General features: G+C 43.6%; 17 protein-coding genes. 2 read left to right on the forward strand and 15 right to left on the reverse strand.

From position 1 onward, the window contains the following. The 10 genes from ABJF11_RS10420 to ABJF11_RS10465 form a co-directional block, all read right to left on the reverse strand. A partial coding sequence (locus tag ABJF11_RS10420; protein WP_348119788.1) for a hypothetical protein occupies window positions 1-222 on the reverse strand: 222 nt, incomplete at its 3' end. 149 nt (window positions 223-371) lie between these two features. Further along, the gene (locus ABJF11_RS10425) at window positions 372-824 is read right to left on the reverse strand and encodes a hypothetical protein (RefSeq protein ID WP_348119789.1); all 453 of its coding nucleotides are present in this window, start codon (window positions 822-824) and stop codon (window positions 372-374) included. An 87-nt stretch (window positions 825-911) separates the two neighbouring features. Beyond that, on the reverse strand, window positions 912-1,517 hold the full coding sequence (locus tag ABJF11_RS10430) for a hypothetical protein (protein WP_348119790.1): 606 nt from the start codon (window positions 1,515-1,517) through the stop codon (window positions 912-914). Beyond that, a complete protein-coding gene (locus ABJF11_RS10435; protein WP_348119791.1) occupies window positions 1,514-8,293 on the reverse strand; it encodes a DUF6443 domain-containing protein in 6,780 nt (2,259 codons plus the stop codon). Before ABJF11_RS10435 ends, ABJF11_RS10430 begins: the two co-directional genes overlap by 4 nt. Window positions 8,294-8,332: 39 nt before the next feature. Continuing rightward, window positions 8,333-11,383 (reverse strand): RHS repeat domain-containing protein, encoded by a 3,051-nt coding sequence (locus ABJF11_RS10440; RefSeq protein WP_348119792.1) that lies wholly within the window; start codon window positions 11,381-11,383, stop codon window positions 8,333-8,335. Between the two features lie 276 nt (window positions 11,384-11,659). Then, window positions 11,660-11,806, reverse strand: a complete 147-nt coding sequence (locus tag ABJF11_RS10445) for a hypothetical protein (protein WP_348119793.1) — start codon at window positions 11,804-11,806, stop codon at window positions 11,660-11,662. Between the two features lie 219 nt (window positions 11,807-12,025). Next, window positions 12,026-14,092, reverse strand: coding sequence for a vWA domain-containing protein (locus tag ABJF11_RS10450; RefSeq protein ID WP_348119794.1), 2,067 nt, complete (start codon window positions 14,090-14,092; stop codon window positions 12,026-12,028). A gap of 195 nt (window positions 14,093-14,287) precedes the next feature. Beyond that, window positions 14,288-15,034 carry a 3-oxoacyl-[acyl-carrier-protein] reductase gene (gene fabG / locus ABJF11_RS10455; RefSeq protein WP_348119795.1) on the reverse strand — a complete coding sequence of 249 codons (747 nt, stop codon included), beginning with the start codon at window positions 15,032-15,034 and terminating at the stop codon, window positions 14,288-14,290. Between the two features lie 373 nt (window positions 15,035-15,407). Beyond that, window positions 15,408-15,956, reverse strand: a complete 549-nt coding sequence (locus tag ABJF11_RS10460; RefSeq protein ID WP_348119796.1) for a carboxymuconolactone decarboxylase family protein — start codon at window positions 15,954-15,956, stop codon at window positions 15,408-15,410. 95 nt (window positions 15,957-16,051) lie between these two features. Continuing rightward, window positions 16,052-16,903, reverse strand: coding sequence for a helix-turn-helix domain-containing protein (locus ABJF11_RS10465; protein ID WP_348119797.1), 852 nt, complete (start codon window positions 16,901-16,903; stop codon window positions 16,052-16,054). A 198-nt stretch (window positions 16,904-17,101) separates the two neighbouring features. On the opposite strand from ABJF11_RS10465, the gene ABJF11_RS10470 reads away from it, so the two are divergent. Both ABJF11_RS10470 and ABJF11_RS10475 read left to right on the forward strand, forming a co-directional pair. Beyond that, complete coding sequence (locus ABJF11_RS10470) at window positions 17,102-17,431, forward strand: hypothetical protein (RefSeq protein ID WP_348119798.1); 330 nt, start codon at window positions 17,102-17,104, stop codon at window positions 17,429-17,431. A gap of 77 nt (window positions 17,432-17,508) precedes the next feature. Then, entirely contained in the window at window positions 17,509-19,098 is a 1,590-nt protein-coding gene (locus ABJF11_RS10475; protein WP_348119799.1) for a SulP family inorganic anion transporter, read from the forward strand. Between the two features lie 93 nt (window positions 19,099-19,191). On the opposite strand, the gene ABJF11_RS10480 is transcribed toward ABJF11_RS10475, so the two are convergent. The 5 genes from ABJF11_RS10480 to ABJF11_RS10500 all read right to left on the reverse strand — a co-directional run bounded on the left by ABJF11_RS10480 (window position 19,192) and on the right by ABJF11_RS10500 (window position 23,682). After that, window positions 19,192-19,719, reverse strand: a complete 528-nt coding sequence (locus ABJF11_RS10480; protein ID WP_348119800.1) for a DUF4442 domain-containing protein — start codon at window positions 19,717-19,719, stop codon at window positions 19,192-19,194. Window positions 19,720-19,736: 17 nt separating this feature from the next. Next, entirely contained in the window at window positions 19,737-20,291 is a 555-nt protein-coding gene (locus tag ABJF11_RS10485) for a GTP cyclohydrolase (protein WP_348119801.1), read from the reverse strand. Window positions 20,292-20,383: 92 nt separating this feature from the next. Continuing rightward, window positions 20,384-21,997 (reverse strand): sodium/sugar symporter, encoded by a 1,614-nt coding sequence (locus tag ABJF11_RS10490; RefSeq protein ID WP_348119802.1) that lies wholly within the window; start codon window positions 21,995-21,997, stop codon window positions 20,384-20,386. 1 nt (window position 21,998) lies between these two features. Next, on the reverse strand, window positions 21,999-22,949 hold the full coding sequence (locus ABJF11_RS10495) for a hypothetical protein (protein ID WP_348119803.1): 951 nt from the start codon (window positions 22,947-22,949) through the stop codon (window positions 21,999-22,001). A 337-nt stretch (window positions 22,950-23,286) separates the two neighbouring features. Further along, window positions 23,287-23,682 carry a hypothetical protein gene (locus ABJF11_RS10500; protein ID WP_348119804.1) on the reverse strand — a complete coding sequence of 132 codons (396 nt, stop codon included), beginning with the start codon at window positions 23,680-23,682 and terminating at the stop codon, window positions 23,287-23,289. Window positions 23,683-23,754: the final 72 nt, after the last annotated feature.

A 23,754-nucleotide genomic window follows, 5' to 3' on the forward strand; every position in this document is an offset into this window, starting at 1 on the left:
CTCTGAGCCGGCGTTGAACTTGAAGTTTTGATCGGTGATCGCTGCCCGGCTGTAGGAGTTGAAAGAGAGGCCGAAGGATCCTCCCGCCACCTGGCTCTTCGTTAAAAATGTCCACCGGACATTTTCTAGACACTCAGCCCCTTTCTGAACCACAGACGAGTGGGTGTGACTGACTTGAAGGTCGTCAAAGTAGACTGGGCTGGTGACATCACTTTGTCTCATGCGCTTGCTGGCTCTTCGCTAAAAATACCCACCGGGTATTTTCTTAACACTCAGCCCTGTAAATATACAAATAGCCGGGTTCGGTCACAGCGATGTCGTCTAAACATTACTACACACTTGCTATCCTCTCAATAAAAAAATCCCCAACACTACACAGCATCAGGGATTTCTAATGTCCTTTCTATTAGACACAAGTTACAAACTTGCGCCAGTCGGGGGTTATTATTCTTTACTAAACTAATTTTTTCGAATTGTCCGGTCTCGTTTAAACTTACAATCCAAATCAAGTTGCCAACCATTACAATACTGTCTGGTATGCTTATAATCTCATTCAAATGTTTAGTGATACTTTCCAAACTGATATTTGTATCACCATGCAACGGAATGTTACCATTAAGAGTAACGAAGTATTTGTTATTACTTTCACTTTCTCTTGCCCTAGAGCCCTGAATACCCAACATAATTATACACTCCTCTGCCTTTTGACTCAAATATTCATAAGAAGGCAACATCTGTCCGTTCCTTTGCTCTTGAGCATTGCTAGACAAACTCTTTAGAGAAATCAGTAAAATTATTGCTATAAACTTGTTGATAGAATCCATAATTACATTCATTTAGCTTAAAATGGAGGTCCAGGATATTCACCAGTCGAAATCACGTCGATTAAGTTTCCATCTGTGTGACTTTGGCTAATTCACATTTTCTGGTAACGGAGGAGCTGAAAAATTATATTCAATAGTATCCTTTGGTTGTGCATTTTCAAACCTGATCTTCCAACCCAAATTACCGAGTGAATCATAATATTCAGCAATTCCATTAGCAATTCCATCATTACTTTTTGACTCTATTTGGCCATTTCTATAATAAGTTGTGAATGCTCCTACTTGGTTGCCATCTTCCATCGAGAATTCATTTTGAATTTGACCATTGTCATAATAAACTTTCCATTTACCATGCTGTTTGTTATCCTTCATACCACCAATAGCTAAGATTTGATTATTAGGGTAATACATTATTCGTTCACCTTCCATTACTCCGTTATTATACTTACTCAAAGACTTAACGACATTGTTATTAAACCCATAAGACTTTCCATGGCGCCTATCATTCGAAAAGTTTGAAACTTCTAAAGTGTCTCCATTTTCAAAAAAATAAACCCACTCATTCTCTCTTTTTCCATCAACCATTTCACCTATAGCCTTAATATTACCATTTTGGTGATATAAGGTTTCCTTGTTATCCGAACAAGCGCAAAGTATTGTGATAATTAGAATAGTTATTATTTTGTCTCTCATTTGTTTGGATGATATCTGTAATGGGTGAATTTATGAGTGGTATCTCCATTTATTATGGTATAATCTGTTACTTCAAATTTAAATCCATAACCTCCATTGAATGGTTTTAAGCCTAGAAATGTACTATCTACAGCGTTTTCAATAATCTGCTGTTCAGTATCAACAGGATTTAGTTTATCATTGGTTCCAGTATTGCTCAATTCATCACTTGCACTCACAAGACTACTTAATCCGTTAGTCAGCGCATCCCACCAGTGGGTGTTATCTGGTTTCCCACGCTGATTACTATTTGATTTATTCCAAAAATTATTCCACCAGTTCGGTCTAGAAAAGATTGCATTCATTCCGTCCATGTCAACCAAATGGGCTCTATTATTACTATTAGACGGAATTCCAAACAAAGCATCTCCCATTGGCCCACTTCCTCCTAACACAACTTCGTATCCTCTTTCGTCCTCTCTTTGTTTTTTTGCCTGTTCAAGAGCTAGCTCGGCTAGTGCTCTATAGGCAGTATTTTGATAACCATTAATCTCGCCAAACCTTAGAAACTCAATAGCATTAACATTACACTTGCATGCGGCATTGTAGAATGTTACATCCCCAAACGCAATAGCTAAGCCAGTTGTTGTCCACATCGGGTCACCTGCAGACCGATAATAATCACTCCAATGAGCTCCTGAACCAGCTATTGCACTAGCCCCAATATTTGCTCCTCCATGCCCTCTCTCTGCGCTTGCAATTCTATCATTACTTCTCATATCTTGACCATACCAGGGACCAGACATTGGAATAAAACTAGTTATTCCACTATCTCCGCTTTGCCCAGGGTCATCATCTCCATCAGGTGCTGAATTAGGAACTACTTCCAATCCGGTCGGGTCATTGAAATTGATCGGGTTGTTAGCACCAAAATGACTAGGAGTTATGCCTGGATACAAACTAGCCAACTTATCCACCCCATGGAACCTACCCAGACTCGGGTCGTATTTTCGGAATGGCGTGCTGTACCAGTCGGTCATGGCCTCTAGCTCGGAGCCGGCGTTGAACTTGAAGTTTTGATCGGTGATTGCTGCCCGGCTGTAGGAGTTAAAAGAGAGGCCGAAGGGTAAATAATCGTCTTTTTGCACTACAGGCGAGTGGGTGTGACTGACTTGAAGGTCGTCAAAATAGACTGGGCTGGTGACATCACTTTGCATACTGGTGTAAATATACAAATAGCCGGGTTCGGTCACAGCGATGTCGTCCAAAAATAATCGCTCTTGTGCAAACGAGGCACTAGAGCTGATTTCGTGATAGCCGCTTTGGACTTCTTCGTAGTTCTGATCGAAGAGGATGTAAGAGAGATAGGCTGCAGGCACATTGTCATTGCCACTACCGCCTACGCCACCAGCACCTGCGGTCACTGCTTCGTCGATACCACTAAAAATCGAACCTGCTTCTCCACCTGCGCCGCTGGCTCCACCAAAGGAGCTCGCCAGGGCGGCTACAAAGCTATTGACGGTCACCGTATTGTTGTAGCCACTGCCGCCTTCGTAATAGGCATAGACTTCCATGTCCACTTCGTCTCCCGGTACTACCCGCAAGGCAATGGCCGGGCCAATCAAATGATTTTGATCCAGCTTGGCTGCTTCATCACCACTTGCGGTGTGATTGGCGCCTGCATGGGTGGCTCGGGTATCCAAGTTGTAGAAGTAGGGGCTTTCTGCTGTGTCGTTCTCCGTCTCCATAGTAGCTACGAGCACGTCAGTATCGATCTCGGTTTTGAAGGTCACCCGTACATTGCCCAGATGATCGGTGAGGTGGTATTGGTATTCATACCCTTGGAAAACCTGAGCTTCGTCGTATTCGGCGACGATCCGCCCCTGACTGTGGGAGATGATCTGTAGGACGTCGTCTTTATATAGAAATCCGCCGAGGTAGTCCGTTACGCTCGTTACTCCGTTTTCGACGACGGTCTGAGCTACCTTAGCACCTGAGGCGGCATAGGTATATTCCATATACTTATTGGCATCGTAGGTGACCTTGGTGGGCTGATTGATGTGGTTGTATGTTATGGCGGTGATGCCTTTGTTTTTATCCTCGATCAGGTTGCCATTGTCATCGTAGACAAAATCGTCTCCACTGGTGTTGCCATCCTTGAAGCCGGTATCCATGGCTGCATTGTCCGTGACAGCCATCAGCTGATTGCCCGTATAGTTATAGACCAGATCATCGAAGCTCTGATTGGCAGTATCGTCGTGATCACCTTTTCTTTTTAAAGAAGTGATATTACTATTGACATCATAGTTGATACTCTCCAATCCATAGTCTCTTGTACTCGTCCCGGTATTGTTGTAGTCAGCAGTTTTGAGACGATTCATCTCATCATAAGTATAGTCAAAGCTGCTCAGGGTGGTTTCGTAGGGGCTTTTCCAGACGACCTCCCCTATATTGCCATTATAAATCTGATTCGTAGCAGTTTCATACTTAAACTCAATTTCGAAGAGATGGTCTTCGCTATCGTTGGGGTTGTTCATCTGTGTGATCCATCCCCGAATGTTGTAAGCATAGTCGATGTCTTCAAATCCATCGGCGAGCGTCTTATTCTCCAGCGCACCCAGCTCATTGTAAGTATAGCTGGCAATCGTGACCGGTGTGGATTCATTGATGCTGTGTGTGGTGGACAGCGCTCGTCCTGCATGATCGTAGGTGTATTCTTGCACAATGGTAGTGCTGTTGTTGGCAGTGCCATCAGGATTATGATCTACAAGGGTTTTCATCACCTGACCGGCAAAGTTGTACTGCACGGTGGTGATGTCTCGTCCACCTTTATGATTTTCGCTAATGGACTGTACCAGACGGTATTTGTCATCATAGAAGTTGACGGTTTCCAAAAATGTGGTGGTACCTAATACTTTGGTCATCGAGCCTGTAGCCAGTCCCTGTAGGCTATGTGAGGTCACCGTAGGGGTTTCCTTGTGATCGCTCAGATCACTAAAAACGTCACTTGGATCAGTGGGCATGCTAAAGGTCTTGCTGGTAAAATCATAGTTATCGTAGTAGCTCACCGAATAGATTTCATCAGCGACTACTCCTGTCGGGTAGGCCAGATCGCTATATTTCATCAGTCCAGCGGCATCATAGCTTTCATAGAATACTGTGGCGTTGGCTACTGTAGTTCGGATGGAGGTGGCGGTACCTATGATTACCTTTTCGCCGGTCATGATCGCTCGATTCAGCTGATCATATTTCACAAAGGACCATTTGTCGCTGGTTCGCTGATTGCCATCCTGGCTGAGTACGAGACGATTTCTGTCATCATAGACCATATAGACCCAACCTGCACCGGGTACACGTTTTTCTATCAGACGATTTCTATGGTCGTACTTATACTGGAAGGCCCAGGTATCGAGCAAGGTTTGATCCATTACATTGCCGTTGGTATTGTATTCATTCACCGCTGCCGGGGGCAGTACATATCGTAAGCGGCCTTTGTTGTCGTAGACACTATAGGTCTCTGTCCAGGTGTTAGTTCCGGATTCTACTTTTTTCAAAATTGATTGTCCCACCTTGTTGGAATAGGAGACTACGGTATGATCTTCTTCGTCTACTCCGGTTGTTTTGTATAATTCACCCGTGCTGTAGGCTCCTGTTTTGGTGAGCACGTCGTTGACCACCTGCCAGATGTAAATCCCTTCAGCTGTGGTATTCGTCTCGTAGGAGACACTGGCTTTTTTGTCGGCGGTGTGCCAAGCCTCCCCTACTCCAAGACTGGTTTTGACCCGACTCATTGGTGAGGTTTCAAATGTAGTCTCTGTAAATGGTCTGGTGTCATTGGCGATATTATCACCCGAAGCCTGATAGAAACTAGCCTGGGCCGTCTTGGCAGTTTGTTTGTAGCTGCCGCTGGTTCCACTTACATAGGGCAGATACTGCTTCGCCATCCGACCGAGTTCATCATATTCGTAAAAGCTGATGATATCTTTTTGATCTGGGGAATGCTTGCGAGCAATTGACTGCAAAGGCCTTCCCATTCCATCTGCGTAAGATTTGGCGGCAAGTACCTCACCGAGAGCTGTCGGCAAACTGGTATCGTCGGTGGCCGGTACAAAAAAGCTTCTGCTTTTGGTATAGTTATAATTAGCATCACTGCCGATGCTCGCTGTACCAGCGACCGGTGTGGTACAGCCATTTCGGTCAGCCACAGCGGTATAATCACCATCTTCTATCAATATTTCTGAAACTGCCGATCCTCCAGTACCGGGAAATAACATCCCTGTATCCTGCCCGTCCTTATATATTTTGTAAGTGACGTCTGATTCCGATTGATCAAGATGCACTCTGCGATAGTTTTCAGGAGCATCCGCATACTCCTCCACCGGACTTAATGTTTGTGAAGTGGGGTAAAGATCAACTTGCAAAACTGGAAAAGCCACGGCATCACTCCAACATCCTTGCGAGGTCTTAGTTCGCAAATAATAGGTATCCACCTGATAGATCAAATCAGAGGTACTCCCATTGTCTGTTTCTAATCTTGAATCGGGGTCTGTGCCTTGCCAGAAGAATTGCTCTCCTATCTCTAGTGATTGAGTAGTGCTGGCTGTCTGAGGGCCACAACTATTTACCGTTACATCGATATCATCGATGCTAGGAACCGTTGCATTAGGTCCAGGAATCAAATCATTGATGTCAATAGATACCGCCTCACTCCAGCACTCCTGACCGGCAGCTATAAAACCTTTGGCTCTGACATAGTATGTATCTGGTAGAGTTACCTCATGGGAACTTAATATAATGGGATTGCTATTGTCCGGATCATTTCCAAACCAATACCAGGTGATAGGAAAGCCATACTCACTTGTGTGTGGTTCTGTACCTGATTTAGTCACAGTCCTCTTCTCACACTCCTCGTCAGATACAGTGGGGATAGTGGGTGCCGGTACAACGGGCGAAATTTCGATTTCGTTAGTCATCTCAGTGCTACACGAGGCGCCTGGGAAGGTAGCTTCCACCGTGTATGTCCCGGGATCATCAAAATTGCCGAGGGTCATGGCACTACCTGTACCTATCACCACACTGCCAATATTTACATCGTCCTTTTTGACCTGGTATTCATAGTCTAGCTGCGTATCACTGATCTGCAAAGCACCACTTGAGTTGGCACAGTAGGTAGCTGCAGTGACATTGTAAGCGGTGGGCGGAGCCACCAGGCTAGCGTCTTTGTCCATTTTGGTGGCACAACTGCCACTTATCGCATACACTTCATAAGTACCCAACTCATCGATCGGTGTATTGAAGGTGATTGCACTGCCCGTGCCTGCTTTGAAAATTTCCACGGTGCCATGAGGTTCGCCATCTACCCATATGGTTTGCTGATAAGGAGAGCCGTTCTTATATACTTTATAAGTAAAATCGACCTGAGTGTCCTGTAAACCCATAGTAAGCGTCTGCCCGTTTTCATTACAGACCACACCGCCGGTCACGTCGTAGTGTTCGTGCAACACTCTCGCGGGTATGCTGTTCGAAACGCTCGAGGTGTTGACACTGTTTTTGGCCTTTACCCGGTAATAATACATACCGCCGGATAATCCGGTAACGACCTGGCTGGTACCGCTAATTTCGAGCCCATTGTAACCGGACAAGTGGCTACTGAAATCATTCTGATCCGATACATACAGTTTGTAGGATGTCGCATTGGTCACAGAGCCCCACTGCGCTGTAAATGCTTCGTGCGTGGCACATGTCTCTTGCTGAGCAGTCGGCACTTCCAGTTTAGTATTGGCTGTAATTGTGTTCGAGTATCCCGTGGTATGATAGTTCGTTTTTGCCTTTACCCGATAGTAGTAATTTTTTCCTGGATTAAGTCCGGAAACTGTCGAATTGGTACCTGACACGGTCTTGCCGTTGTAGCCGGATACATGACTACTAAAGCTGTTGTTGCTCGATACATAGAGTAGATATTCGTCTGCACCTGAGACACTGCCCCAGTTGGCCTTGAAGGAGCTAGTGGTCTTGCTCGATTCGTTGCTGGCTGTGGGGGTGCTTAGTGTGGTATTGGCCGTGATAGAATTAGAATTGGCTGAGGTACAGCCGTTTCCATCTTTGGTACGCAGACGGTAGTAGTATCGGTCGCCGGGTGACAAACCTGACACGGTCTGACTGGTGCCTGAAACGGTTTTGTTGTTGTAGCCTGATACCTTATTGCTAAAACTGCTGTTGGTAGCCACATCCAGCTTATACGAGGTGGCTCCAGACACGCTGTACCATCTGGCATTGAAGGATGAGGTAGTTTTACTGTTCTCCTGTCTGGCATTGGGTGCATCCGGGATGGCATGTAAGGTGTTGACTGGGATCGCCTGATAGGATAAACCCCATACGCCACTGGAGGGGATGTGAGATCTCAGGTAGTAAGTGCCCGTAGAAGTCACGGTATAGGTGCTACCGAAGTAGGTCAGATCTGTACCCGATGAGGAGGTTTGCCAATACCAGACCACACCACCAGTGGGGCTAGAATTTCTTGTAATCACCGTATTTCCACAATTGTAGCTTTGTGAGAAGGTGGTATTAGGGTCTGCCGGAGCTGATCCGCCGCCACCGTCATCAGCTGCAGCTGCGGCGGCCATTGGTGCCTCTAAGGGTGAGATCATCATGATTTGAGGTTCTGCTACCGCGGTACTATCAGTCGTGGTTGCAGTTTGAGCATACAATGCTGCGTTGGTCAACAACAACAGCCCTAATGTCCATATAATATTTTTTATCGCCACAGTGTGCTTTATTTCTTTTGCTAATTCTTTCATCTTTCTTCGTGATTATTGGTTAGACCCATTATTGGGTCCTTAGTTGGACACCTGGCTTTTGTTGTGATATTCACTGGCACTACGGATGTTGCCGTCGTGATCTTTGACATATATGACCCTGCCATAATCATCGTATTCGTAGGTGGTGATGCGTCCATTGGGATCGGTTGTGGTCTCAAGTCCATAGCCAATCTTGTAGGTATAGGTGGTAATCAGTGCATGGGGAAGAGCACTTTTCAGCGTATTAATCTGGCCATTAGTCAAAGCTCCACTGCCGGCGCTTAGTTCATCGCCCAGAGCCGGTAAGGCAGTTTTCACTTCCAAGACTGTCGCGTTGGTAATGCTAGCCACTACAAGCGTCTGGTCATAACCTCTAATCACGGTGCTGACCACATTATTTTCAGCGCGCTGACTGATCACCTGGCCTTGCTCGTCGCGCGCCAGTACCTCTCCTTTTTTTGTGTAACTGCTGAAGGTAGATCCATCTGTAGACGGACTAAAACTACCACCTGTATCTTCGTAAGTGTAAAACGATTCTGGAACGACCCAGCCTTTGTTGGTATCATGGATGAACTTGGTCGCTCCTGCAGAGGTCACCTCTCCTCCTACAGATTTGTAAGATTCAATAGGAATGCCCACCATGTGCTGATTGATCATCTCGGTCATCACAGCGCTTCCATTGACCCCATAGTCCTGTGGATATAAATAAGTCGTAAGAATAGTGCCCTCTATGCTGGCATCACTCTCTACCGAGGTCAGCTGGGCATGGTCCGTATTATCATAGTGATAGGTCACAGTGGTGGAGACTGGATTGTTACCATTCTCATCATAGGTACTGGTAGTGCTTGACTGGAGGTAGTACCAATAGGAATGATTCTCATATTCCATGATGTCTACATTCTCCATCTCGTAGTAGGATGTAATTTGTTCACCCTCATGACCAAAACAAACCGGAGTAAAGAGCAACTTAATATCATTGTCATTATCAACGGCGATGCATTCTCCAATCGGTCCTGTATAGTTATGCGTATGTTGGGCCCTACAAAACACTAAAAACTCTTGTTGGCTATTTTCAGCTGTACAGGTAATAGTAGAATTTTGATCACAAGCATTGACAAATGATTTTCGAATTACAGCCCCAGGAACTGAAGTCTTCAGCGCAGGGTCTTCAATAAAGTTATTGGTGGTCTGTTGTAACAGAACAAATCCTCCCTGACCATTATTCTTATAGGTTTTCACATTCGAGGTCAATCCATTGTCCCAGCTCAGGTTGTTCAACGGTACACCATCTATTCTTTCTCCATGTAGTGCTTCCGCATCACTATCAGAAGAAACAAGAAATTCGTACTGGACCGCACCGTTGTCAAGATTTTCACCCCGAGCAATAGTTACATATTGATAAGTAACATGCTGTCCGCTAGTATTGTAGAGTGAATTGAGGGAATTGGACTGCAGGGAGGCTCTTTCGCATAACCAATATTCACATATAGAATTTGGGTTGGATATTTTAGTAGCAAACCGACTAAAATACGACCAGAAATTGGGCTGATGTTGCTGCTTCCCAGAAGAGCCAGACAGGTCATTGATTTCATTGTAATAGTATCTGGTCACGTTCTCATCTTTGGTCACTGGGTCATGATTAGTGATTCTAGCTAAGCGCAATCCACCAGTTTCCGATCCATCCTCTAATGTATTCGCCTCATAATCGTACATGCTAATCATTGTCGATGGGTACACTATACTCTTCAACATGCCTTGCCTGGCATAGTTTGCATCAGGGTCTCGGCTGACTCCCAACCCGTTGAAATAGCCGTCATAACCTTCAAAGACATCATCCTTACTCTGATTATATTCGGGCACTATTGTGTATCTGCTACCGGGCCCATTATAGTATCCCCAATGATCTTGTCCTCCATAGAGTCGCTCTGGCAAGGATTCCATATCGAAATACCAAAAAACATAGACGGCTTCCTGTTCATCGTTTTTATCCATGTCAGTCACCTTATTGAGAAACATTCTATCGTTTCCTGTGGTCTGATAGGTGAGCTTCGTCTTGCGAATTATTGACTCATTGACATCCTTTACTAAAATTTCATCCAATTTTTTGTTGCCCACGCTAGTACGTGTGGTATTATTGAAAACCAAGCTTCCAAAACTCGGAGATGAAATTTTTGTGAGTTGGATTTCTTTGACGGTAACTTCCACATCGCACTTTTCGGGTGCATCATTGGGGCACAATCCTATATCCCGAAACGCTATTGGAAGGTCTAATTCACTTACCAGATGATACTCCGTTTGAGTCTTGCCGGCTATATAGGTATACTCATTGGGTGCGGAATATTCAAGACTTATAGTATCGCCCAATGGATGAATAATATTTTTCAAATACCACGCGGTGTTGATAAAATCCCCATAGCCACTACTGTAAATACAATGCGAACCAGTTGATTCAGATTTAGATTGTTCGGTCGCGTCAGCACCACCGAATTCATAGCGAATGCCATCTGGTGTGGTTATTATAAAAGAGTCCAGCGTTGCATTGGTTTCGATCTTAATATTCTGAAAAGGCATCACATGTATTTCGTCATTGGAGTCGAATACAAAGGATCCTGAATAACCCATAAAGTTGAAAGAGAATAAATCGGGTTCTGTGTCAGACACTAAGGTCTCATTGAGTGCATTGGCTATAAAAGTCCTGGTATCACCTGATGAAAAATCAGCAACATCGGCTGGATAGACCGATGTGGAGGCCTCGTCTTTATGGTCTCGCACCGTTCGAGTAATCACACCGCCGGCATGCAATGACCAGCCCAGGCCGACGTTGGAGGCGAGCTGGTCTGTCTTGGTTCCGGTGGAGTAGTAACTCAGCGATACAGGCACAGAGAGTTGATTGGTGGAGAAGTTGGCCAGTGGTATCGACACCCCACTCATCCCATGAGCCAAACCGCCGCCCGAAGCGCCGGAAGCGCCTGCGCTGGGTGATGGGGGTAAAAAACTATTGTAGCCGGCACCTGCCTGACCAAACCCGATTGATCCTGAAAACAGTACGCACAGGATACCAAACAAATACTTGATTACTTCTCTTCTCATAACTTAAATCGCCTTATCGGCTTTTTTTGATTAATTATCAAATCAACGTTCAAATCTGAACTTCACCTTTTCTATAATTTTTCTAATTCTATCACTTCGAAATCGCCACATAGAGCAGTTCAGCACAGTACATGCCTATCACTACGACCTAGTAGATGATCTGATCTACATGCCATAGTTGCTAAAGTGCTTACAAGATTTTTTTAGTCAAAATGACCATAAAATCATCGAAGCCTAGCACCCTTTAGGGTGCATGGATATTAAATAATAGAACAATTAGGTAGTAGTTGGCGCCTGCCTTTTTATAATCAGTACTTTCTTGCTGACATCAGCCCACTCATTCGATGGGGGAGTATCGATAGGTTTGGTAGGTAAAGTACGTGACTGTATGTCTTGAAATGCTACGATCAAGGCATACATCATAATCAATCAGGCTTATTCTTCTCAAAAATAGTTGCCGATGCGATGTTAGCGATTGATTATTACACCTCCAAATTTTTGAATAATAACTTATCCACATATTTGATCACCTGTGTCTTTTGTTTGACATTCATAAATTATGACGTCATAATTTATGAAATCGACAGCGCCTGAATAGTACATAAAAATTCAGCAGAAATGTTGGATAGGACAAGATGGTTATCAATACCCTCCGTTGTACTTCCTCGTAAACCACTCCAGGGTTACGAGTAGCAGCAGCAGGGCTAAGATCCATTTGATGTGAACTATTGGAAATATGTCCTCGTGACTATGAATCACTCCTTTCAGATCAAAGGTGTCTGTATCGGCAAGCATGGTGTTGGGATCTGAATAAAACACTCCACCTGTATTGTAGGCGACTTGGCGTAGCAGGTTGAAGTCCGCGACTTGATCTAGCTCTTCCAGTTGCAACTCCTTGATAGAGAATTTGCCTGAGGCAATCTCCTGCTTTCCGTTTAGCGTGACGCTGGCCTCATAACTGTACAGGCCTGGAGGAAAATTGGATGCCTCGAGTCGAGAAAAATTCGAATTGGACGTGAAGCTATATTCTCTGTTGAACCCCTTGGCGTTGAAGATTTTCACATTCACTGTCTCTCCATAGATTCTCTCATATATCTGGTTGTAGATTTCTGCTTGAAACTTTACCGTTTGATTTTCAAAATAGGTGGTGCTTGATGGGTAAAATTTAAACTTTCGTTTATCCACCTTAGTGCATAAGTATTGGATCGTTTTGAGGAACATATCATCAAAGCTGGAGGTGGCTTCCGTCACTGCATATTCCTGCATTCTCCACCGCCAAAACCCTTCTGCCAACAGAAAGGCATTCTTCTGACCGTTCTGCTCAGCGAGATAAAACAGCGGCTTTTCTGTCTGAATACTCCCGACTCGCTGATAGAGTAAGATTTGAGCATTGGCTGGCTGGCTTATGCTACCATACGGCACACTCACCGGAGGGTAATTGTTCGAGCCTGATCTGGCATCTTCTGGCAAGGAGAACAGTGAAAACTCAGTATTGAGGGAGGGAAACACCAAATCTCTTTTCGCACCTCTTTGCGATATGGTAAGCAAATCTTCGCTTCGGCTTGCCATAAGGATGTTAGAGCTATTGCCAAAAATGAGCAGTGCCGGGACACCCTCCTCTCGTAGCTGCTGTACCAGTTCATTGGTCTTTCGATATCGGCTGTAGGCCTGATGAGAAATCACCAAATCGTATTTATCTGCTTTGAAATCGCCCATTCCAGGAATAAAAATGGTCAGTTCATAGTTCTCATTATTTTCGATGACCGCAGCAAGGGCTTTTATATCCGGATGAGGAGCTGGAGCTACGAGTAGTATTTTCTGTTTGCCATCTACTACATCTACAAATACTCTTCGATAGTTGTTGACGGCTATGGCCTCATTATCGAGCGGCGAAACACTGATATCCAGCTGTTGCATACCTTGCGCTGTGGCTTCCACTTGCATTTCTACACTGGTGAGTCCTTCATCGTGGGTGAACTTCACATTTTGTGAGCTGACCACCTTGCCGTCGCGTCTAATTTCAACCTTGGCGCGCTGATCTTTGTACCCATGATTAGTGACTTCTGCAACCACTGGAAACTTGTTCCCCTGATAGGCGATCTTATTGTACATCACCTGTTGAATCGCCAAATCACTCTTTTGCACCGTATCACCTATGCCCAGCGTAAGCACTTTGAACGGGTACGGGAAGTAAGCCGGTGAGATCCCCTGGTTGTATTTGCCATCGGAGATCAGATAGACCCCTGCCAGGTTTTTGCCTTCATAAGTAGACTGCAATTGACGCAGCCATCGATCCAGGTCTGTCGTCTTCTGATCAAATCTAATGTCAGAGACTGTAGTCGCCGAAGACCCTAGCGTATGAATGTTCACCTGATAGTCACTGCTTAACAATTGGTCCTGAAGCTGTATCACTGTTGATTTCAAAGCCTGCAAATCGGTCGAGTCTAAGCCCTGAATCATGGATTGTGAATTGTCCACGGCGATCACGAACGATGGGCGTTCTACCTCGCTGATGACCTGATTGAGCAGCGGATTGAGCAGCAGGATCAGGAGCAGCGTAATTAAAATAATGCGGGCGGTCATCAACAAGGCGTTGGTCGTACGAGACCAGGGCGACTTTCCAGAGTAGACCAAATACGAAATAGCCGCTGCCAAGAGCAGACAAACTGGGACAAACCAAACCGATTGTTCAAAGATTAATTCCGGCAATTTCTATGATTGTTATGAAGTGAATAGTAACGTAGAAATGAATATAAGGATTGGGGTTGGAAAAGAAAAGCCCAAATCATTTAATATCATAAGGTTACCCCAAAAGGAAAATTGATTTGAAAAGAATAAGCCATTCGGCCTAATTTCTCGAAGTCTGATTTTTTTTCAGGATAACCTCATTTTTACACTTCAGGCTTAGGTGAGCATGGCGCCATCCACCTGGATGACCTGCCCAGAGACATAGGTCGATTGATCTGACCCGAGAAAAACACAACAGTCGGCCACTTCTTCAGGCTGGCCTCCACGTTTCATCGGAATAGCGTCTCTCCAGCCTTGCACAGTCTTTTCGTCCAGCACTTCTGTCATTTCTGTTTCTATAAACCCAGGAGCGACGGCGTTGCATCGAATATTTCTAGAACCCAGCTCTAGTGCCACAGATTTGGTAAATCCAATAATTCCTGCTTTCGAGGCAGCATAGTTAGCCTGACCGGCGTTACCTTTCAATCCCACCACAGAAGTAATATTGATAATAGAGCCAGCTTTCTGCTTCATGAAAGTACGGGTAGCGGCCTTCACGGTATTGAAGCAAGATTTGAGATTGACATTGATCACGTCGTCCCACATCTCCTCAGTCATTCTCATGAGCAGATTGTCTTTGGTGATACCTGCATTGTTGATCAATACATCGAGACTACCGAAGTCGGCCACCACGTTATTAATAAGCTCTTCTGCGGCTACGAAATCAGAGGCATCCGATCGGTACCCTTTGGCTTTCACTCCTTTGGCTTCGAGCTCCTTCACCAGCGCTTCTCCTCTTTCCACGCTGGATAGATAGGTAAAAGCCACGTTGGCACCTTCTTCTGCATATTTCATAGCGATAGCTTTACCGATGCCCTTAGAGGCTCCCGTTACCAAAGCTGTCTTTCCTTGTAATAAACCCATGTTTGATTTGATTTGTATCTTGTTAGATTTTCTTAATACCTCAAAAGTAATCGCTTTCGCTAAATCAGCCTTGACTGTTATGGATTTATTGAGTCTATCTCCCACTGTAGTAGGATTGACAATAAAAAAGACTGCCCCAAACATTACCCAATAGCGAGTGATATTTAACCTGAAATATGCATTAGATAATCTATTCCAATCATAAAACACTTTGAAATAGACACTTTACATATATTTATTGAATCACCATAGCGGTGCTATGCCTCTTCAATATAAGTGCCTCTTTCTTTGCGCTTTATAGCTTTCATCACGATTCCTAATGCATAATCCAGGTTTAAGACAGCCTAAAAAGTGTTCTTCTATTATTCGAGCATTAGACAACAGTCACTTCCAGCTCTTGCGCTGCAGGGAAGTCTACTGGTATCTCAGTAGAGCCATATAGAAAATTGCTAATCGTTTTATCTCCTATTAGGATGATGGTGTCCACCAGGTTTTCTTTGTTGTAGCCAGCCTCGAAAAATGCTTCTAAAGCGCTGTTTTCAGGTTTGCTTCTGTTCAGCACTGCGCTTTTTACGTATTTGGCCAGCGCGTCCAGCTTAGCATCAAATGAAGCTTCTCCTCCTCTGATTTCAAGGATTTGATCTTCAGTAAAACCATTCATTTTACCAATAGCAGTATGAGCCGCTTTGCAATATGCACATCCGTTGACCTCACTTACTACCAGGTTGATCACTTCTTTTTCTTTGCCCGAGAGCGTAGTTTTTCTATTGGCTAGAGCCAAATAGTCAGCCAATCCATTTTCTGAATGCGTATACGTCGCGTATAAATTGGGGACAAACCCAACCTGGCTTTTCAAATTGTCAAAGATAGCTTGATTGTCTGCTGATACTTGGTCTCTGGTTGGTACGTTAAAGGTTTCCATTTTCTTAAAAGTTATATGATTAAATTTTTTATTTTCTAATCATATTAACTCCATCCAGAACCTCGGGTAAGAGTCAATTTTTCCCCAATGATTGTCTATTCTTCCCGACTTTTCGATGCCGCCCGATATGCTATTGGAGTCTGGCCCGATACCTTCTTAAAAAGCTTGTTGAATGAGGATACATTGTCAAACCCCAGGTCAAAGGCAATTTCCTTTGCAGTCTTTTCTGATTTGATCAGCAATCGGCGCGCTTCTATCGCTATCCGCTCATGTATAATCTGTAGTGGCGATTTGCTACCATGCTTTAGAAATAGATTGGACAGGGTCTTAGGAGATTTAAACAATAAATCAGCATAGTCCGACACCTGCTTCAGTGATTTATAGTTGGCGTCCACGAGTACATTGTATTTCCTGATGATGTCGGCCGATTCGTGGTCAAACGAGCTCCCATAGGTCTGCTCCTTCACCAGTCGTGTGCATTTTATAATTAGTCGCTTAAGCAGCATCCGTAGCATCTCTCCCTGGATGTTGTCCCTAGTCTCAAACTCGTCTTTGAATACCTCCACCAATGCCTCCATTTTCTGTTGTTCAGTCTCATGAAGCGGTATGATGGGCAGATCTCTTGCACCCATAAACAGGATGCCGTTGCAAGACACTTCGTGATCGTGATCATTGATACAATAAAATTCCCGATTGAAAGAGACCACGGTAAGTTCGGGCATGGGACGATCAAAACGCACCAGGTGCACATAGGTCGTTGTAGTGATTTCATTGGGTGCCAGGGATATGGGAAGGTCGTCGACATAGAAAGTCACTGGAGTATTAGTCCGGTTCCAAATAATATGAATCAGTCCTTTTTTAATACTCGCATCCTCGGTGATTAGCCCCACACTGTCAGTCAATCGTAGTAAAGCATTGAGCTCACTATCCTTATATTCAAAATACATATTCTATCTGTCTAGAGAATTAAACACATTTATTATAAATAGGTTCTTTGCAGGTCGAATATTCTATCAACTACCACCTGGCATTGATGATCGCCAACTAAATGAGATAAGAGTCAAATGAAACATTTAGCTTGTTTATGAGTAAAAAAAACAGAATCTTAGCAAACATTCTAGTGATCTTATGATCCATTCAGATTTATGAGCAAAAAGGAAATTACAAACATTGCGAATCAGGCACTGGTCATTCTACTGATGATCACTTTTGTGATTTCTGCTATCGTTCCTGATTATGGCTCGCCTCAGACGATTAATATCGAAGAAGCAGATTTGGATGGGCAAGAGTCCAACGAAGAAAAAAAAGAGAGTAAGGAAGACAAAGAGAACATCAATCATAACTTCCGACATTCCATAGTATTACCTGATGGCAAGGAAAACGTGTTAAAACATCCGTTGTTGTCACCAGATTTTCAAGAGCTCTACCTTCCCGTGATCACCCCTCCTCCCGACCCACTGGACTCTCCCTGCTAAGGCAGATATTCCCAACTCAAAATTCAATTAGTCACTTTATCTCAAAGGCTCAATAGGGCCTTCACAATATTATTATCATGCAAAAAAAAGTATCTCATGGCTTTTTTGATCACCTCGGTAGTGATCTCCCAGCCAGTTTGGTCGTATTTTTAGTAGCAGTACCATTATGTCTAGGTATTGCATTAGCGTCTGGAGCGCCTCTATTCTCAGGTATTATCGCTGGAATCGTAGGTGGTATAGTGGTCGCCTCCATCAGTAAATCTCAATTGGGTGTAAGTGGTCCGGCGGCTGGTCTCGCCGTGATCGTATTGACCGCGATTGGGGATATGGGTGGATTCGAAAATTTTCTCGCTGCGGTGGTTATCGCAGGTTTTTTCCAAGTATTGCTCGGAGTCTTTAAGACAGGGGTATTCGCCTACTATTTTCCATCTTCCGTGATCAAGGGTATGCTCTCAGGAATCGGAGTGATCATTATCCTCAAGCAGATCCCTCACGCATTTGGCTATGATCTTGACCCGGAAGGCGATCTTGATTTCTTTCAGCCAGATGGTCACAATACCTTCTCGGAAATCTTCTATGCGTGGGAAAACATCACTCCCGGCGCCATGGTGATCAGTCTGCTAGGTTTGGCTATTCTGATCATTTGGGAGCAGCCATTCATGAAAAAGCTAAGCTTCACCAAAATTCTCAATGGTCCACTGATAGCGGTAGCTGTCGGTATTGGACTTAATCTACTGTTTGAAAATATGCCACTGTTTTCTTTACATGGAGACCATGTGGTAAGTATACCAGTCACCACATCCATGGGTGAATTCTTTGCACAATTTACTTCTCCAAATTTTGCCATGTTCGCGCAGCAAAAGACCTATATGGTAGCACTTACCATCGCTGTGGTGGCAAGTATCGAAACATTGCTCAGTGTGGAAGCGGCAGACAAAATGGATCCCGAGAGACGTATCACACCTACCAACCGTGAACTAATCGCTCAAGGTATTGGCAACTCTATCTCTGGATTGATAGGCGGGCTTCCAGTCACTCAGGTAATCGTCAGAAGTTCGGCCAACGTGCAGTCTGGTGGTAAAACCAAGGCCTCTGCCATTTTTCATGGTATCTTATTATTGGTGTGTGCCATCGCGATTCCTAACATTCTAAATCTGATTCCTCTGGCTAGTCTGGCGGCAGTACTACTTGTAGTTGGTTACAAACTCGTGAAACCTTCCATCTTCAAGTCGATGTACAAAACTGGTCACTCTCAGTTTTATTCTTACATCGTGACCGTAGTGGCTATTGTATTCTCAGACCTACTCACCGGGATAGGCTTAGGGTTGATCGTGGCCGTTGTATTTATTCTTTGGAACAATTTTAAAACTCCATATCATTTCGATCCGGATAAAGTCAAAGAAGGTGAGCCGATCAAAATAGAATTGTCAGAAGACGTCAGTTTTCTCAACAAGGCGGGCTTTATCAAAACATTTGGGTTGCTTCCAGAAGATTCTCATGTAATCATAGATGCTTCCAGAACTCAGGATATCCACTGGGATGTGCTCGAGCTGATCGAAGATTTTAAAATCAACGCACTATCCAAAAATATCAAACTTGAGTTGATAGGGTTCAAAGAAAGTGAATCTGGTAGTGTAGTGGATGTGCTGCATGCACATGTGAAGTAGGTTATAAGTAACACTTCAGCATTTCAACAAAATGTCATTGTCGATTGAATATTATCAATCCGCAATGACATTTTTATTTTCGAATAGATGGGTCTAGTCTGCCTTGTTCTTAGAAGTTTTCTTCGCCTTCTTTTCCTTATAGTGCTCTTTTGAGGCTATATATAGAGTCTTCTCCACGATGGCATATACAGATCCCTCCTTGTCTACCAGTTCCACCTTCAGTACATAATCCTTCTCTTTTAGTTCCTTGATTTCAGCTCTGATCTGATCTATAAACTCAGTACTCAAAATAAACTCCGCGTACAAAGTGGTATTTCCAGGCCGACGAAAGCGGATAGAAGCAGATTTATCCCAGACTACATAGTCATTGCCCAGGATATTGATCAGCTGCACCATGTAGATCCCGTCTGCACAGCTATACATCGAGCCACCATAGATGGTACCTACATAGTTTCTGGTTTTGTAGTTGAGTGGAAGTTTGATCTTGGCATAATGAAAATCGTCGCTAGCCTCTAGCATGCGTGCACCCGTACGTCTGAAACCCGGAAAAAGGTTGAACATCAGCTTAAAAACCCGACCTTTACCAACCACACCGCCGATCTTGTGAAGTAGTTTTTCCATATCTATTTTTTGATGAATTAAAGCCTAATTTCTTGAACCCCGTCTATTACAATCCCATGTTGCGTCAGTGTATTTACCTTGTCGGGATTGTCAGTGAGCATCCGGATGGATTTCACCTGAATGTCTTTTAAAATTTTAGCAGCGGCGGAGAAATTTCTGTTATCTTTTTTAAATCCAGCGGCCTCATAGGCATTCGCTTGTTTCATACCTTGGCGCTTGTACTTTACACTATTGAGCAAGGCAAAGTGGCCATTGCCCTTGCCCTCTTGATCAAGTAAAATGATAATCCCCTTTCCTGCTCTTTGGATCAATTGCTGAGAGATGTCCATCTGCTCTTGACAATCGCACGCTATGCTATTGAAATAGTGTCCAAAAATACAAGACGAATGTACTCGACATAGCACCTGCTCAGCATCCTGCAATTTTCCCATCATCAGCACAACAGACTCCTTTTGTCCATCATAATAAAGTGCTTCCGTAAATTCTCCAAATTTGGTTTTGAGAGGTCCCTCTGCCAGTTTTACTATCATTTTCTGAATACGATTTACAAAAATGGAAAGATACGTAATCATGGAGAAAGAGTTTACAGAACCTAACCCTCTTAAAAGTAAAAACCTCTCAGATTTCAATCCAAGAGGTTTGCATTTTTAACTAAATATATTATCTACCAGAATATCGCGTATAGCACCGCGGTAATGATACAAATAGCAAAAGCTGAGATATTAAAAACCGGGCTGGTTTTGAATAATCCGCCGCTCAAGTCAATACCTTTTTCATCGTCTGCTCCACCATGCTCCATGTGGCTGATAATCGCAATGATTATCATGGTACCCACAGCAGTGAGTCCCATCTGATTCATGAAAGGAATACCAGGAAGCATTTTCAAACCAATGGCCAAGGGAACAGATAATATAGCACCCCAAATAGCTGCCTTGTTAGTTGTCTTTTTCCAGAACAACCCGAGAATGAAAACAGCTAAAATACCTGGGCTAACAATACCTGTGTATTCCTGAATAAACTGGAAGGCTTGATCTATACCACCTAAGAGTGGAGCCATAATACAAGCAATAACCAATGCCGCACCTGCTGCTATTCTACCCGTAGATACTAGCTGCTTGTCTGTTGCATTTTTGTTGATATACTGCTTGTATATATCCATTGTAAAAATGGTGGAAGTAGAATTGAGCATCGAGGCCAGCGATGAAACTACCGCAGCAGCTAATGCGGCAAATGCCACTCCTTTCAGCCCTGTCGGTAGGAGTTGGAGCAACCATGGATAGGCCTTGTCAGATGCACCTGCACCCGGTATATTCATTTGAGCTGCTTCTCCCAATCGTGCCATGATCGCTGGATCATTCACCATGACATAAGCAGCGATACCAGGAATGACTACAATAAATGGAATGATTAGTTTTAAGCCTGCTGCTAAAACAATACCTTTTTGAGACTCCTCAAGTGACTTAGCTGCCAAAGTTCTTTGAATGATGTATTGGTTGAATCCCCAGTAATAAATATTAGCCACCCAAAGACCACCTACTAAAACCCATATTCCAGGTAAGTTTTTAAATTCAGGATTTGATTCATCTAATATCATATGAAAACTATCTGGCGCTGCGGCTATCAATTGATTGAAGCCGACAATTACGCCCTGTCCATCAGAAACCACATTTAAGGCCAGGTAAGTAGTGACTAAGCCACCCAAGATCAAGAAGACCACCTGAATCACATCTGTCCAGGCTACAGCTGATAGCCCTCCATAGAGAGAATAGGCTGCCGCAAACAGGCCTAAACCTAGCACTCCGTACATCATCGGGATACCCATAATGGTCTCCAGTGCGAGCGACCCAAGGTATAAGACCGAACTTAGGTTGACAAAGACATACAAGGCAATCCAAAACACTGCAAGGATCGTTTTTAGGTTGGTACTAAATCTTTTTTCGACGAACTCCGGGATTGTATATAAACCCTTCTTAATAAAAATTGGGAGGAAGTACTTTCCTACCAGAAGCAAGGTAATCGCTGCCATCCATTCATAGGAGGCAATCGCTAATCCCAGGGCAAATCCCGAACCGGACATGCCGATGAATTGCTCTGCAGATATATTAGCGGCAATGAGTGAGGCTCCAATCGCCCACCACGGTAGTGATTTACCTGCAAGAAAATAGTCTTCGGCATTTTTCTCATGGCCTTTCTTGTCGCGAGACACGAATAGACCTACTCCCAAAATAACCGCACAATATGCTGCGAAAATGATAAAATCTAATGTCGAAAAATTCATGTTAGTTGTTTTGTAGAATGTTTTTGATGCCAAAACTCATTGACACCTTTTCGTTTGGTTTTAATTCAATTAACCCCTGGCCGGTGTTAAAAGCATTAGGTGCACAGGTGACCGGTTCCAACGCAATAGACTTACGGTCGGGTGGAGTATAGATCTGTACATATTTATATTTCTTATCCTCGCTGTCCTGCCAAATTTCCAGCTCAAAGTGGCGATTTTCATCCTTCAGTCGAACAGCAAAATTTTCATTGTCGGCGATTTCAAAGCAATCGTCAAATTTGGTCTTTCCTATCACCTTAGCTGACTCAAATCCATGGGTACCTGACAACTTGTTGCCCACGCCGGAGTAGACTCTTTTAGTAGGATTCATTTGAAAGAATATGTCATCCAGGTTTTCAAAAGAGAAGTATGGATGCCAACCGTCTCCTATCGGGATAGTCGTAACGGATACATTTTCTATATCAGTTTGTACAGTCAGTCCTGTAGCATCAAAATGATAGGATACCGCAATTTCATATGAAAATGGATATCCTCTGTCTATGCCTTTGTAGGAATGTACCATCTTGACAGCCGCCTTATCCTCTCCTTCATATTCTTCTATTTGTTCAAAAGGTCTGTTATGCAAAAACCCGTGTAGGCTATTATTGGCCTTGACCTCGTTGATCGGCAACTGATAGGACTGATTGTCAAATTTGTATTTTCCTTTGTAAACGCGATTTGGAATTGGGGACAATTTTGATCCTCTATATGCAAAGTGATGCTGCTCAAATATTTCGGTCTCGGATTGATAACCATCCAAAACAGAGATTAATTGGTCTTCGCCATTTTTAATGACCAAGGTGTTGAGTCCAGCTCCAAACTCGGATAGGACTTCCAAATATTCTCCAGTTGAATCGTTAATTAATCGCACAGCATCAAATCTTCCTAGTTTATGTTTTTGTACTTTAAACACTATGCAATATTTGCCAATTCACCCTGACAATGGGATTAGATATATTTCAAAATGGGGGGAGATTTATTTCAATAGTATCTGGGGACAGCTAAACTCATCAAAAAACAGCTTATTTCAAAGAAATTAGGAAAAATGTCTATCCGTCTGTTTGACCTTCCAAAATCATCCCTTATTCAAAAAAGGTCAATTCAGTTAGCAATATAATAGATCAGACTTTATTAAATGTGTGACTTACGTTTAATATTCTTGATTAAGTAAGCAATGGTATCGTTTGCTCTTTCCATTTTTACTGAACTACTCAAGTAGTTTTGAATTCTGAAAAATCAAAAAGTTCTCATCAAACGGGCTTGTATTGCAAAATGCTCATCATGGAAATTTCGCTTAACAGGCACAATTTCTCCTTAGCGATGACCTGCGCAGTTTGTCCCACCACAGGAATAGCACTTTCTTTTGTTAATAGATTGGTAAGCGTATTTTCCAGCAGCATTGGTATTTCCATACCTTGACTGATAGGATTTGTAATGGTCCGGCCTGATGCTATGATTTTGTCTATTCGGACGACCAGGGTCATGTTGTAAACTTTCCCACAAGCCTCCTGATCAGTACGGACTTCAAGAACTGTAATTAGAGCCTCTAGTCGATCGGGGCCCTGATGAGCGTAGCTATCGCTGCTGATCGAATTTATCCGTGTTTGATCTCCGACGGAAACGAATAAAACCACAAGTATGGCCATGAAAAAGTAGTTGACTGACATATAAGGCTAAACCGAAGGTTGCCTCGGGCCTTTTATTGACCCGAGGTGACC

Source organism: Reichenbachiella sp. (genome assembly GCF_039941815.1).
GTDB lineage: Bacteria > Bacteroidota > Bacteroidia > Cytophagales > Cyclobacteriaceae > Reichenbachiella.

Coding starts and splice junctions, on each gene's coding strand:
- ABJF11_RS10480 (WP_348119800.1), bottom strand. CDS start 19,719: ATGGAAAAACTACTTCACAAGATCGGCGGTGTGGTTGGTAAAGGTCGG.
- ABJF11_RS10470 (WP_348119798.1), top strand. CDS start 17,102: ATGAGCAAAAAGGAAATTACAAACATTGCGAATCAGGCACTGGTCATT.
- ABJF11_RS10430 (WP_348119790.1), bottom strand. CDS start 1,517: ATGAGAGACAAAATAATAACTATTCTAATTATCACAATACTTTGCGCT.
- ABJF11_RS10490 (WP_348119802.1), bottom strand. CDS start 21,997: ATGAATTTTTCGACATTAGATTTTATCATTTTCGCAGCATATTGTGCG.
- ABJF11_RS10500 (WP_348119804.1), bottom strand. CDS start 23,682: ATGGCCATACTTGTGGTTTTATTCGTTTCCGTCGGAGATCAAACACGG.
- ABJF11_RS10475 (WP_348119799.1), top strand. CDS start 17,509: ATGCAAAAAAAAGTATCTCATGGCTTTTTTGATCACCTCGGTAGTGAT.
- ABJF11_RS10440 (WP_348119792.1), bottom strand. CDS start 11,383: ATGAGAAGAGAAGTAATCAAGTATTTGTTTGGTATCCTGTGCGTACTG.
- fabG (WP_348119795.1), bottom strand. CDS start 15,034: ATGGGTTTATTACAAGGAAAGACAGCTTTGGTAACGGGAGCCTCTAAG.
- ABJF11_RS10425 (WP_348119789.1), bottom strand. CDS start 824: ATGGATTCTATCAACAAGTTTATAGCAATAATTTTACTGATTTCTCTA.
- ABJF11_RS10435 (WP_348119791.1), bottom strand. CDS start 8,293: ATGAAAGAATTAGCAAAAGAAATAAAGCACACTGTGGCGATAAAAAAT.
- ABJF11_RS10465 (WP_348119797.1), bottom strand. CDS start 16,903: ATGTATTTTGAATATAAGGATAGTGAGCTCAATGCTTTACTACGATTG.
- ABJF11_RS10445 (WP_348119793.1), bottom strand. CDS start 11,806: ATGATGTATGCCTTGATCGTAGCATTTCAAGACATACAGTCACGTACT.
- ABJF11_RS10460 (WP_348119796.1), bottom strand. CDS start 15,956: ATGGAAACCTTTAACGTACCAACCAGAGACCAAGTATCAGCAGACAAT.
- ABJF11_RS10485 (WP_348119801.1), bottom strand. CDS start 20,291: ATGATTACGTATCTTTCCATTTTTGTAAATCGTATTCAGAAAATGATA.